We start from the raw sequence: 11,928 nt of genomic DNA on the forward strand, positions 1-11,928 counted from the left end.
AATATGCCCTCTTGGGTTGAACGGAACGTTAACTAAGTCGCAACGACTTATTCTGGCTGGTCAGGCTGGCCGAGCCGGGCCACGCGCTCGGCGAGCCGAGTCTCCCGCTGGCGCATCCTGTCGTCGCGCTCGCGGGCCTTCTCCGCCTCCTTCTGGAGGCGTTCGCGCTCCTTCTCGGCCTCCTTCAGCGCTCGTTCGCGCTCCTTCTCCGTTTCCTTCAGCAGCCGCTCGCGCTCTTTCAGCTCGCGGGCGCGCGCCTTCTCGGCCTCACGGAGCTCCCGCTGACGGATCTTCTCCGCCTCACGGAGCTCCTTCTCCCTGGCCTTCTCCAGCTCGCGCAGCTCCTTGTCGCTGGAGCGGGGCTTGGCCACGGTCGAATGCGTCCGGGTGGCGACGGTGATGGCCGGCTGCGGATTGAGGTTGGTCAGGCCGTTCCACGCCAGGTTGACGAGGTGCGCGGCCACCTCCTCGCGTCCCGGCTTGCGCACGTCGAGCCACCACTGGCCGGTCAGCGCCACCATGCCGACCAGCATCTGGGCGTACATGGGCGCCAGCTTGGGGTCGTAGCCCCGGCCCGCGAACTCGTCGGCGAGCACGTCCTCGACCTGGCTGGCGATCTCGCTGATCAGGCTCGCGAACGTGCCCGTGCCCGACGCGGCGTGCGAGTCGCGCACCAGGATGCGGAAACCCTCGCTGCTCTCCTCTATGTAGCGCAGCAATGCCAGAGCCGCGCGCTCCAGCTTGATGAGCGAGTGGCTGGCGGACAGCGCCTCGGTGATCATGCTGAGCAGCTTCTGCATCTCGCGGTCGACGACCACCGCGTAGACGCCCTCCTTGCCGCCGAAGTGCTCGTAGACCACGGGCTTCGACACCTGGGCGGTCGCCGCTATCTCCTCGATAGAGGTCCCGTCGAACCCCTTTTCGGCGAACAGGGTGCGGCTGATGCGAATCAGCTGCTCTCTTCGCTCTCTTCCGGACATGCGCCTACGGGATCGGGATTCGGTCACAGTTTCCATAATGGCGCTGCCGGAGGCGGAACCGGTCACCAAGGTGCCGGCGTCAGGCAACCCGCTTCGCCGCCAGCCGCTCCGGGGTGGGCCAGCGCACGTCGTGGGCCCAGCCCAGCTTCTCGAACATCCTGATGACTCCCGCGCTCAGGTCGATCTGCCCCTTCAGCACGCCGTGCCGGGCGCAGGTGGGGTCGGAGTGGTGCAGGTTGTGCCACGACTCGCCGAACGACGGGATCGCCAGCCACCACACGTTGCGCGACTTGTCGCGCACCTGGAACGCCTCCTCGCCGAAGACGTGGCAGATCGAGTTGATCGACCAGGTCACGTGGTGCAGCAGGCCGATGCGGACCAGCGTGCCCCAGAACAGCGCGGTCAGCGCGCCCTGCCAGGACCAGGTGATCAGCCCGCCGAGGATGCCGGGCAGCACCAGCGAGGTGATGGCCAGCGCCGGGAACGCCTTGTGCAGCTTGACGACGTCGGGGTCCTTGATCAGGTCGGGAGCGTACTTCTCGCGGTTGGTCCGCTCGGCGTCGAACATCCAGCCCATGTGCGCGTAGAGCAGGCCCTTGGACATCGACCTGAAGCCGGGGCCGAAGCGCCACGGGGAGTGCGGGTCGCCCTCCTTGTCGGAGAACTTGTGGTGCTTGCGATGGGTGGCGACCCAGTCGAGCACGGACATCTCCAGCGACAGGCTTCCGGCGATGCCCAGCGCGATCTTCAGCGGGCGCTTGGCCTTGAACGAGCCATGCGTGAAGTAGCGGTGCAGCCCGACGGTCACGCCGAGTCCGGTGACGACGTAGAAGACGAACGCGATCGCGATGTCCGTCCAGCCGAGCCCCCATCCCCAGGCGACCGGCACGGCCGCCGCGATGGCGATCAGGGGCAGTCCGACCACCAGTCCGAAGGTGAAGAGCTCGGTCTTGGTGCGCGCTTCCGGGTCGGCATCGGGCTTCGGTGTCGGTGTCGGGCGCTCGGAGAGAACGGTCATGGGCTACCTCTCACGACATATATGAGGACGAATGTCCGGCTACGCAACCGTAACCTACGCCATCGTAAGTTAGGAAGACCTAAGCCACGCATATGAGATAGGTGACGCTCCGCGGTGTCATGAGAGTCGGTTTCGTGGCTTGCCGGATATCGGGCTGTCTGCTAAGGCACGACCACTACCCATCGGGAGCGGAGGCAATCAGCCGTGACGTGACGGTGATCCCTTGCGGCGACGTTCCCGGCGCGCGTCAAGGCGCGGGATCGGTATCGTAGACATGTCGGGCGCGGCCGGTGTCCGATTAGTCCCGGATCGTCTAATCGGCAGGACAAGTGGTTTTGGTCCACTTTGTAGGGGTTCGAGTCCTCTTCCGGGAGCTTTGAGGCTCTCCCCCGGCGCGAACGAGCCGGGCTCGGGCGGGTATCCTCACGGTGTCGGGAGGGTTGCCGTGCGGTGGTTCGTACGAAAACCCTGATCTGTCCAGCCACAGGGAGCCTCAGTCCGTGAGTGTGCCGCGCCCGGCAGCCGTCATCGTCCTCGCCGCGGGCGAGGGCACCCGGATGAAGAGTCAGACCCCCAAAGTCCTGCACGAGGTGTGCGGTCTCGCGCTGGTCGACCACATGCTCGCCGCCGCTCGCGACCTGGAGCCCGAACGGCTCATCGTGGTCATCGGCCACGCCCGCGAGCGTGTCGGCGCCCACCTGGCCGAGACCAGCCCCGACGCGCGCGCGATCGTGCAGGCCGAGCAGCGCGGCACCGGACACGCCGTGCGCACCGTGCTGGAGGAGATCGGCGAGATCACCGGCACGGTCCTCGTCACCTACGGAGACGTGCCGCTGCTGCGCACCGAGACCCTCGCCGAGCTGCTCCAGCGGCACGCGGCCGACGGCAACGCGGTCACCGTGCTCACCGCCGAGGTGCCCGACCCGACCGGATACGGGCGCATCATCCGTGACTCCGCGGGCGCGGTGCTGGAGATCGTCGAAGAGAGAGACGCCAGCGCCGAGCAGCGGGCCGTCAAGGAGATGAACTCCGGCATCTACGCCTTCGACGGGGCCCTCCTGGCCGACGCCGTCAAGCGGGTGTCGACCGACAACGCCCAGGGTGAGGAATACCTCACCGACGTGCTGTCCATCCTGCGCGAGGACGGTCACCGGGTGGGCGCGCACGTCGCGGGCGACTACGCCGAGGTCGAGGGCGTCAACGACCGCGTCCAGCTGGCCTTCGTCCGCAAGGTGCTCAACCGGCGGCTGCTGGAGCGGCACATGCGCGCCGGAGTCACGGTCGTCGACCCGTCGGGCACCTGGATCGACGTGGGCGTGCGGATCGAGCCCGACGCGGTCATCCATCCCGGCACGCAGCTGCACGGCCACACGGTGATCGAGTCCGGCGCCGAGATCGGGCCGGGCACCACGCTGACCGACACCCAGGTGGGCGCCGGGGCGGTCGTGCGCAACGCGGTCTGCGACGGCGCCGTCGTCGGGCCGCAGGCCAGCGTCGGCCCCTACGCCTACCTCCGGCCGGGCACCGTGCTCGGGCGAGGAGCCAAGGCCGGCACCTTCGTCGAGATGAAGAACACCCAGGTCGGCGAGCGGTCCAAGGTGCCGCACCTGTCCTATGCCGGCGACGCCACGATCGGCGACGACGCCAACATCGGCGCCGCCGTGATCTTCGTCAACTACGACGGCGTCGCCAAACATCGCAGCATCGTGGGCGACGGCGCCTTCGTGGGCTGCGACACCATGCTCGTCGCCCCGGTCACGGTCGGCGACGGCGCCTACACGGCGGCAGGCTCGATCATCGACGGCGACATACCACCGGGAGCGATCGGCGTGGCGCGCGCACGGCAACGCAACATCGAGAAATGGGTCTTGCGCAGGCGCGCGGGCACGAAGTCGGCAGCGGCGGCCGAGCGGGCGCTGGCCAAGCAAGAACAGCAGGAGAGTGGCACATGACCAGCATCAAACAGCCGGGCGAGAAGAACCTGATGCTCTTCTCCGGCCGGGCCTACCCCGAGCTGGCCGACGAGGTCGCCGAGCACATCGGTGTCTCACTCACCCCCACCAAACTGATCGACTTCGCCAACGGCGAGATCTACGCCCGCTACATCGAGTCGGTTCGTGGCTGCGACGCCTTCGTGATCCAGAGCCACACCGAGCCGATCAACAAGTGGATCATGGAACAACTCATCATGGTCGACGCGCTCAAGCGGGCCTCCGCCAAGCGCATCACCGTGGTGATGCCGTTCTTCGGCTACGCCAGGCAGGACAAGAAGAGCCGCGGCCGCGAGCCCATCACGGCCAGGCTGATGGCCGACCTGTTCAAGACCGCGGGCGCCGACCGGCTGATGTCGATCGACCTGCACACCTCGCAGATCCAGGGCTTCTTCGACGGCCCCGTCGACCACCTGTTCGCGATGCCGGTGCTCGAGAGCTACCTCAAGAACCGGCTCGACCTGGCCAACACCACGGTCGTGTCGCCCGACACCGGCCGGGTGCGGCTGTCGGAGCGCTGGGCCGACACGCTCGGCACCCCTCTCGCCTTCATCCACAAGCGGCGCGACCTCGACGTCGCCAACTCGGTGAAGGTCAGCGAGGTGGTCGGCAAGGTACGCGGCCGCACTTGCGTGCTGATCGACGACATGATCGACACCGCGGGCACGATCTGCAAGGCGGCCGACGCCCTCTACGAACAGGGCGCCACCAACGTGATCACCGCGGCCACCCACGCGATCTTCTCCGACCCGGCGGTCGACCGGCTGAAGAACTCCCGCATCAGCGAGGTCGTGGTGACCAACACGCTGCCCCTGTCGGAGGCCGCCCGGTTCGACAAGCTGACCGTCCTGTCCATCGCGCCGCTGATCGCCCGGGCCATCACCGAGGTCTTCACCGACGGCTCGGTCACCAGCCTGTTCGAGGGCGACACGTGACCGGCGAAGGCCGCCGCCCGAGCCGGTAGACTGGCCAGGTTGCGCTCGTAACGCCTTCCGCTAGGGCGGGTGAGGGGGAGCGCCCAACATCCGACTTCCGCATCCCTAGGAGATGTCGTGTCCGAAGTACGTATCGCCACCGAGCCCCGCACGGAGTTCGGCAAGGGCGCCGCTCGCAAGATCCGCCGCGCCAACAAGGTGCCCGCCGTTCTCTACGGGCACGGCATCGACCCCAAGCACCTGACCCTGCCCGGTCACGAGGTGCTCCTCGCGCTCCGCACGGCCAACGTGCTGATCCGCCTCCAGGGCGACGGCGTCGACGAGCTCGCGCTGCCCAAGGGCGTCCAGCGCGACCCGATCAGGGGCTTCGTCGAGCACGTCGACCTGCTCCTGGTCAAGCGCGGCGAGAAGGTCACCGTCGAGATCCCGGTCACCACCGTCGGCGACGTCAACTCCGAGGGCCTGCTCGACCAGCAGCTCGTCTCGATCGCCGTCGAGGCCGAGGCCACCCACATCCCGACCGGCGTCGAGGTTGACGTCGAGGGCCTGGTGATCGGCACCGTGGTCACCGCCGGCGACCTCAAGCTGCCGCAGGGCACCACGCTGATCGCCGACCCCGAGGTCGTGGTCCTGCAGGTCATCTCCAAGCCGGTCGAGGCTCCGGCCGAGGGCGAGGCCGTCGAGGGCGTGACCCCCGAGGCCGAAGCCGAGAGCGGAGAGGCCGCCTCCGCCGAATAACCGCTGGGCGACGGGGCAGCCGGTCAGGTCGGCTGCCCCGTTTCGTTTGAGGGGTTGATCGAAGGGTCGTTCGAGGGTCGTTCGAGGGGAGACATGGACCGCTGGCTGATCGTCGGGCTGGGCAACCCGGGCGCCGAATACGCAGGCAACCGGCACAACGCCGGTTTCATGACCCTTGACGAGCTGGCCACCAGGGCCGGTGGGCGGTTCAAGGCGCACAAGAGCCGGGCCGAGGTGCTGGAGACGCGCGCCGCGGTGCTGGCCAAGCCCCTGACCTACATGAACCTGTCCGGCGGTCCCGTGAAGGCGCTGTCCGACTTCTACAAGCTCGGCCCCGACCGGCTGATCGTGGTGCACGACGAGCTCGACGTTCCCTACGGCGCGCTGCGGGCCAAGCTCGGCGGCGGCGACAACGGCCACAACGGGCTCAAGTCGATCACCAAGGTCCTCGGCACCCGCGACTACCTGCGAGTCCGCTTCGGCATCGGCCGTCCGCCCGGCCGCATGGACCCTGCCGCCTACGTGCTCAAGGACTTCGGCACCGCCGAGCGCAAGGATCTGCCGTTCCTGGTGGACCGAGCCGCCGACGTGGTGGAGTCGCTGATGGAACGCGGGCTCGAAGTCACACAGAACGAATTCCATCGGGCGGATCTCAAGATTTCCGGCCCTCCTCGCTGATCACCGCATAGCACCGTTCGAGGTTGCCTCGTCGCCTCACACCGCTATCATCTGGTGACTGTCCGCTATCACATGGTCACGTGGAGGCGCGTTGAGCGACGGCGAGGGGCTGATGACCGTCGTCGGTTTCGGTCCTGACGCTTCCTGGCGGGTCAGTCCGCGCCTGCCCGGCTGGGTGCGCTCCTACCGCGCGCGAGCTTTTGCGGCCGACTTCCTCGGCGCCGCCGCCGGGTCCAGCGCCGCCTTCTTCGGCCGGTTCGGCGAGATCACCCCCTACGTCACCCCGTACATCCTGGTGAGCGCGGCGCTGCCGCTGGTGTGGGTCTGCGTGGTCGCGCTCAACCGGGCCTACGAGCCCCGCATGATCGGCATCGGCTCGGAGGAGTTCCGCCGCGTCCTGCAGTGCGGCGTGGCGCTGACCGCCGCGATGGCCATCGGCTCCTACCTGACCAAGACCGACGTCGCCCGCGGCTACGTCGTGCTCGCCCTGCCGCTGGTCACGTTCTTCACCCTGGTGTTCCGCTACGCGCTGCGCCGCTCGCTGCACCGGCGCAGGGCGGGCGGCGCCTGCATGCGCAGAGTGGTGGCGGTGGGCCACGCCGCCTCGATCAGCGAGCTCGTGCAACTCTTCCGCAGGGAGCGCCACCACGGCATGGAGATCGTCGCGGCCTGCCTGCCGCGCGACGTGCCGGGCGAGATCGTCGCCGGGGTGCCCGTCGCCGGTGACTTCAGCGACGTGCCGATCGTCGTCGACCAGCTCGGCGTCGACACCGTGGCCGTGCTCGCCTGCCCCGAGATGGACGGCGTGGCGCTGCGCCGCCTCGCCTGGCGACTGGAGCGCACGCACACAGAGCTGGTCGTGGCCCCCGCGCTGATGGAGGTGGCGGGGCCGCGCACCACGATCAGGCCCGCCGCCGGGCTGCCCCTGCTGCACGTTGAGCATCCCGAGCTGGCCGGCGCCAGGCAGCTGGTCAAGAACGTCTTCGACCGGCTGGTCGCCGCCCTGCTGCTGGTCGCCCTGGCTCCGCTGCTGATCGTGATCGTCGCCGCCGTGCGCGCCACCAGCCCGGGGCCCGCGCTGTTCAGGCAGACCAGGGTGGGCAAGGACGGCAGGCCGTTCACGATCGTGAAGTTCCGCACCATGCGGCTCGACGCCGAGCACCAGAAGTTCACCCTGGTCAGCGAGGGCAACGGCGTGCTGTTCAAGATCCGGCACGATCCACGGGTGACCGGGCTCGGGGCGCTGCTGCGGCGTCACTCGCTCGACGAGCTGCCCCAGTTGATCAACGTCGTCTCCGGGCACATGTCGCTGGTCGGGCCGCGACCGCCGCTGCCCGAAGAGGTCGCCCGCTACGGCGACGACGTGCGACGGCGGCTGCTGGTGCGGCCGGGGCTCACCGGGCTCTGGCAGGTCAGCGGCAGATCAGACCTGTCCTGGGAGGAATCCGTGCGGCTCGACCTGCGTTACGTTGAAAATTGGTCCCTCACGCTCGACCTCCAGATCCTGTGGAAGACTTGGTCGGCTGTCGCCCGCGGGCAAGGAGCATATTGATGACGATTCGTGACGATCACGCCCTCGCCGCCGACCTGGCCACAGAATCAGGCGACCTGCTGCTGGGCATCCGCGAGCGCGACGGCTTCGGCGATCCCTCCGCGCTTCGGGCCGAGGGCGACCGTGCCTCCCACGTGTTGCTGATGGAGTCGCTGGCGCGGCTGCGGCCGAGCGACAGTGTCCTGTCCGAGGAGGCCACGCGCGAGGAGCGGCTGGATCCGCGCAGGCTCGCCGCCTCGCGCGTGTGGATCGTCGACCCGCTCGACGGCACCCGCGAGTTCGCCGAGGAGGGCAGGTCCGACTGGGCCGTCCACGTGGCGCTCTGGGAGGAGGGCAGGCTGACCGCCGGAGCGGTGGCGCTGCCCGCGCAGGGCCGCACCCTCACCACGGCCGAGCCGCCCAAGCTGCCCACCTTCGACGGGGGCAGGTTTCGCATCGCGGTCAGCCGCACCCGGCCGCCCGAGTTCGTGCAGCGGCTCGCCGTCCTCGTCGGCGCCGACCTGGTGCCGATCGGATCGGCCGGAGCCAAGATCTCAGCCGTGCTGACCGGCGAGGTCGAGGCGTACGTACACGCCGGAGGCCAGTACGAGTGGGATTCGGCCGCGCCGGTGGCCGTCGCGCAGGCGGCCGGGGCCCACGCCTGCCGCATCGACGGCTCGCCGCTGACCTACAACCAAGCAGACCCGTCTCTACCCGATATCCTGGTTTCCCTACCTGACTTGGCGTCATCCTTGCTCGCCGGGATTCGGGACCTGCACCGCTAGAACGCCGGAGGAAGCTCTCATGCTCCAGCGCGACTACACGACGTCGCAGCTCGACGTGCTCGAAGCCGAAGCCATTCACATCATGCGCGAGGTGGCCGCGGAGTTCGAGCGTCCGTGTCTGCTGTTCTCCGGCGGCAAGGACTCCATCGTCATGCTCCGCATCGCGGAGAAGGCCTTCTGGCCGGCGCCCATCCCCTTTCCGCTGATGCACGTGGACACGGGGCACAACTTCGACGAGGTCATCGAGTTCCGCGACCGGCGCGTCCAGGAGCTGGGCTCGCGGCTGGTCGTGGCGAGCGTCCAGGACTCGATCGACGCCGGCCGGGTGGTCGAGGACACCGGACGCCGCGCCTCGCGCAACCGGCTGCAGACCACCACGCTGCTCGACGCGATCGAGGGGCACGAGTTCGACGCCGTCTTCGGCGGCGCGCGGCGCGACGAGGAGAAGGCGCGGGCCAAGGAGCGAGTGTTCTCCTTCCGCGACGACTTCGGCCAGTGGGACCCCAAGAACCAACGCCCCGAGCTGTGGAACCTCTACAACGCCCGGATCCGCAAGGGTGAGCACATCCGGGTGTTCCCGCTGTCCAACTGGACCGAGCTCGACGTGTGGGATTACATCCGGCGCGAGGGCATCGAGATCCCGTCGATCTACTTCGCCCACACGCGCAAGGTCTTCGAACGCGACGGCATGCTGCTGCCCGACGCCGACGTCGTCCACCGGGGCGACGACGAGCCGCTCATCGAGGCGGTGGTGCGCTATCGCACGGTGGGCGACATGACCTGCACCGGAGCCGTGCAGTCCACGGCCGCCACGGTCGAGGAGATCATCGAGGAGATCGCGGCCACCCGGATCACCGAGCGCGGGGCCACCAGAGCCGACGACCGCGCCTCGGAGGCCGCCATGGAGGATCGCAAGCGGGAAGGTTACTTCTAAACCGATGGACATTCTGCGTTTCGCCACGGCGGGAAGCGTCGACGACGGCAAGTCCACCCTGATCGGGCGCCTGCTCTTCGACTCCAAGGCGATCTTCGAGGACCAACTGGAGGCGGTCGAGCGCACCTCGCGCGACCGCGGCACCGAATACACCGACCTGTCGCTGCTCACCGACGGCCTGCGGGCCGAACGGGAGCAGGGCATCACGATCGACGTGGCCTATCGCTACTTCGCGACGCCACGCCGCAAGTTCATCATCGCCGACACCCCGGGGCACATCCAGTACACCCGCAACATGGTCACCGGCGCCTCCACGGCCGACCTGGCGATCATCCTCATCGACGCCCGCAAGGGGGTGCTGGAGCAGTCGCGCCGCCATGCCTTCCTGACCTCGCTGCTGCGGGTCCCGCACCTCGTGCTCGCGGTCAACAAGATGGACCTGGTCGACTACTCCCAGGAACGGTTCGAGGAGATCCGCGAGGAGTTCACCGCCTTCGCCTCCAAGCTCAACATCGGCGACCTGACGTTCATCCCGATCTCCGCGCTCAACGGCGACAACGTGGTCTCCCGCTCGGAGAACATGCCGTGGTACAACGGCTCGTCGCTGCTCCACCACCTGGAGAACGTGCACATCGCCTCCGACCGCAACCTGGTGGACGTCCGCTTCCCGGTCCAGTACGTGATCCGCCCGCAGAAGGCGACCGACCACGCCTTCCACGACTATCGCGGCTACGCGGGCCAGGTCGCCGGCGGGGTGCTGAAGCCCGGCGACGAGGTGGTCCACCTGCCCTCCGGCCTGGCCACCCGGATCGCCACGATCGACACCTTCGACGGGCCGGTGGAGGAGGCGTTCCCCCCGATGTCGGTCACGCTGCGCTTCGAGGACGACATCGACATCTCCCGCGGCGACATGATCGCCCGCCCCAACAACCAGCCGCAGGTGGCCCAGGAGCTGGAGGCGATGGTCTGCTGGATGGCCGACAGCGTCAAGCTGGCCCCGCGCTCCAAACTCACCATCAAGCACACCACCCGTACGGCCCGCGCCCTGGTGCGTGAGCTCCACTACCGCCTCGACGTCAACACGCTCCACCGTGACGAAGAGGCCACCTCGCTGGGCCTCAACGAGATCGGTCGGGTGTCGCTCCGGGTCACCCAGCCGTTGTTCGTCGACGACTACGCGCGCAACCGGCTCACGGGCGGCTTCATCCTGGTCGACGAGGCCACGAACGGCACGGTCGGCGCGGGCATGATCACCGACGTTCGCTGACCCCGTTCATCCCTGACGGCCCCCGCCTCGCCGGGGGCCGTCGGCGTTTCCCGGGCCGCCAGGTAGATCCTTAGATGGTTCGCAGATCGTGTGATTACTCTCCGCGCTAGAGTCTCCACGTTCCGTGTTCATCTCAGTAAGGCCCATCCCCTGTGATCGACCCTTCGCCCGCCGTCCGGGTGGTCTTCCTGGGCGGCCTCGGCCGCAGCGGCAGCACGCTGCTCGAAAGATTGCTCGGTGAGCTGCCCGGTGTGGCGCCTCTCGGCGAGGTGGCCCATCTCTGGGCTCGCGGCGTGCTGGCCGGCGAGCCGTGCGGCTGCGGCGAGCCGTTCCCCGACTGCCCGTTCTGGCGCAAGGTCGGCGAGCGGGCGTTCGGCGGCTGGACGGGCCCGCTGGCCGAGCGGGTGCTGGCCCTGCGGCATCGCGTCGACCGTACGCGCAGGGTGCTCCGCATCGGCCACCCCGACCTGGCCGAATACGTCGAGACCTATCGCCGCGTCTACGACGCCGCGGCCGAGGTGGCCGACGCCCGGGTGGTGATCGACTCCAGCAAGCACGCCTCCCTGGCCCACTGCCTGGCGGCGGGCGGCGCCGATCTCCACGTCGTCCAGGTGGTGCGGGATCCGCGGGCCGTGGCCCATTCGTGGCGCAAGACCGTCGAGCGTCCCGAGGACGGCCGCCCGATGACCCGGTGGGGTTCCGGCCGCACCGCGCTCCACTGGACGGCCCAGAACCTCGCCCTCGACCTGCTCGCCCGCCGCGGCGCCCCGGTGACGCGGATCCGCTACGAGGACCTGCTCGCCGCTCCGCGCGCCACACTGGCGGACCTGGCGGGCCGCCTGGGCCTGCGGACCGAGTTGCCCTTCATCACCGGCTCGACCGCCTGCCTCACCATGGCCCACACCGCCTCCGGCAACCCGATGCGCTTCACGGTGGGCCGGGTCGAGCTGGCCCTCGACGACACCTGGCGCTCCGGCTCCCGCCGCAGGCTGGTCGCCGCGCTCACCTGGCCGCTCAGATCCCGCTACGGCTACCGCGGGGTCGCGGTGTGAATCCCCGATCAGGAAGAAG

11 protein-coding genes and 1 tRNA gene are annotated in these 11,928 nt (G+C 68.9%); 10 read left to right on the top strand and 2 right to left on the bottom strand.

Features of this window, described 5'->3' with window-relative positions:
* Positions 1–47 precede the first annotated feature (47 nt).
* Both AB0C16_RS03285 and AB0C16_RS03290 read right to left on the bottom strand, forming a co-directional pair.
* Complete coding sequence (locus AB0C16_RS03285) at positions 48–980, bottom strand: TetR family transcriptional regulator (RefSeq protein WP_357678358.1); 933 nt, start codon at positions 978–980, stop codon at positions 48–50.
* Between the two features lie 79 nt (positions 981–1,059).
* Entirely contained in the window at positions 1,060–1,998 is a 939-nt protein-coding gene (locus AB0C16_RS03290; RefSeq protein ID WP_357678360.1) for an acyl-CoA desaturase, read from the bottom strand.
* 302 nt (positions 1,999–2,300) lie between these two features.
* Between AB0C16_RS03290 and AB0C16_RS03295 the strand changes: the two genes are divergently transcribed.
* The 10 genes from AB0C16_RS03295 to AB0C16_RS03340 all read left to right on the top strand — a co-directional run bounded on the left by AB0C16_RS03295 (position 2,301) and on the right by AB0C16_RS03340 (position 11,909).
* Positions 2,301–2,372, top strand: a tRNA-Gln gene (locus AB0C16_RS03295).
* 126 nt (positions 2,373–2,498) lie between these two features.
* Positions 2,499–3,950, top strand: a complete 1,452-nt coding sequence (gene glmU, locus AB0C16_RS03300) for a bifunctional UDP-N-acetylglucosamine diphosphorylase/glucosamine-1-phosphate N-acetyltransferase GlmU (RefSeq protein WP_357678362.1) — start codon at positions 2,499–2,501, stop codon at positions 3,948–3,950.
* Positions 3,947–4,924: a ribose-phosphate diphosphokinase gene (locus AB0C16_RS03305; protein WP_357678363.1), complete on the top strand. Its 978-nt coding sequence runs from the start codon at positions 3,947–3,949 to the stop codon at positions 4,922–4,924. Before glmU ends, AB0C16_RS03305 begins: the two co-directional genes overlap by 4 nt.
* A 117-nt stretch (positions 4,925–5,041) precedes the next feature.
* On the top strand, positions 5,042–5,662 hold the full coding sequence (locus AB0C16_RS03310) for a 50S ribosomal protein L25/general stress protein Ctc (RefSeq protein ID WP_357678364.1): 621 nt from the start codon (positions 5,042–5,044) through the stop codon (positions 5,660–5,662).
* A gap of 93 nt (positions 5,663–5,755) precedes the next feature.
* On the top strand, positions 5,756–6,340 hold the full coding sequence (gene pth / locus AB0C16_RS03315; protein ID WP_357678366.1) for an aminoacyl-tRNA hydrolase: 585 nt from the start codon (positions 5,756–5,758) through the stop codon (positions 6,338–6,340).
* A 112-nt stretch (positions 6,341–6,452) separates the two neighbouring features.
* A complete protein-coding gene (locus tag AB0C16_RS03320) occupies positions 6,453–7,892 on the top strand; it encodes a sugar transferase (RefSeq protein ID WP_357678791.1) in 1,440 nt (479 codons plus the stop codon).
* On the top strand, positions 7,892–8,656 hold the full coding sequence (locus tag AB0C16_RS03325; protein WP_357678368.1) for a 3'(2'),5'-bisphosphate nucleotidase CysQ: 765 nt from the start codon (positions 7,892–7,894) through the stop codon (positions 8,654–8,656). Before AB0C16_RS03320 ends, AB0C16_RS03325 begins: the two co-directional genes overlap by 1 nt.
* Positions 8,657–8,675: 19 nt before the next feature.
* Positions 8,676–9,590, top strand: coding sequence for a sulfate adenylyltransferase subunit CysD (gene cysD / locus AB0C16_RS03330; RefSeq protein ID WP_357678370.1), 915 nt, complete (start codon positions 8,676–8,678; stop codon positions 9,588–9,590).
* A gap of 4 nt (positions 9,591–9,594) precedes the next feature.
* Complete coding sequence (cysN, locus tag AB0C16_RS03335) at positions 9,595–10,857, top strand: sulfate adenylyltransferase subunit CysN (RefSeq protein ID WP_357678372.1); 1,263 nt, start codon at positions 9,595–9,597, stop codon at positions 10,855–10,857.
* Between the two features lie 152 nt (positions 10,858–11,009).
* The gene (locus AB0C16_RS03340; protein WP_357678374.1) at positions 11,010–11,909 is read left to right on the top strand and encodes a sulfotransferase; all 900 of its coding nucleotides are present in this window, start codon (positions 11,010–11,012) and stop codon (positions 11,907–11,909) included.
* Positions 11,910–11,928: the final 19 nt, after the last annotated feature.

Source organism: Nonomuraea sp. NPDC048916 (genome assembly GCF_040649575.1).
Lineage (GTDB): Bacteria > Actinomycetota > Actinomycetes > Streptosporangiales > Streptosporangiaceae > Nonomuraea.

Excerpts from the sequence above, each read along its gene's own strand:
- AB0C16_RS03285 (WP_357678358.1), bottom strand. The coding sequence starts at position 980 with ATGTCCGGAAGAGAGCGAAGAGAGCAGCTGATTCGCATCAGCCGCACC.
- cysN (WP_357678372.1), top strand. The coding sequence starts at position 9,595 with ATGGACATTCTGCGTTTCGCCACGGCGGGAAGCGTCGACGACGGCAAG.
- AB0C16_RS03305 (WP_357678363.1), top strand. The coding sequence starts at position 3,947 with ATGACCAGCATCAAACAGCCGGGCGAGAAGAACCTGATGCTCTTCTCC.
- AB0C16_RS03290 (WP_357678360.1), bottom strand. The coding sequence starts at position 1,998 with ATGACCGTTCTCTCCGAGCGCCCGACACCGACACCGAAGCCCGATGCC.
- AB0C16_RS03325 (WP_357678368.1), top strand. The coding sequence starts at position 7,892 with ATGACGATTCGTGACGATCACGCCCTCGCCGCCGACCTGGCCACAGAA.
- pth (WP_357678366.1), top strand. The coding sequence starts at position 5,756 with ATGGACCGCTGGCTGATCGTCGGGCTGGGCAACCCGGGCGCCGAATAC.
- cysD (WP_357678370.1), top strand. The coding sequence starts at position 8,676 with ATGCTCCAGCGCGACTACACGACGTCGCAGCTCGACGTGCTCGAAGCC.
- AB0C16_RS03320 (WP_357678791.1), top strand. The coding sequence starts at position 6,453 with ATGACCGTCGTCGGTTTCGGTCCTGACGCTTCCTGGCGGGTCAGTCCG.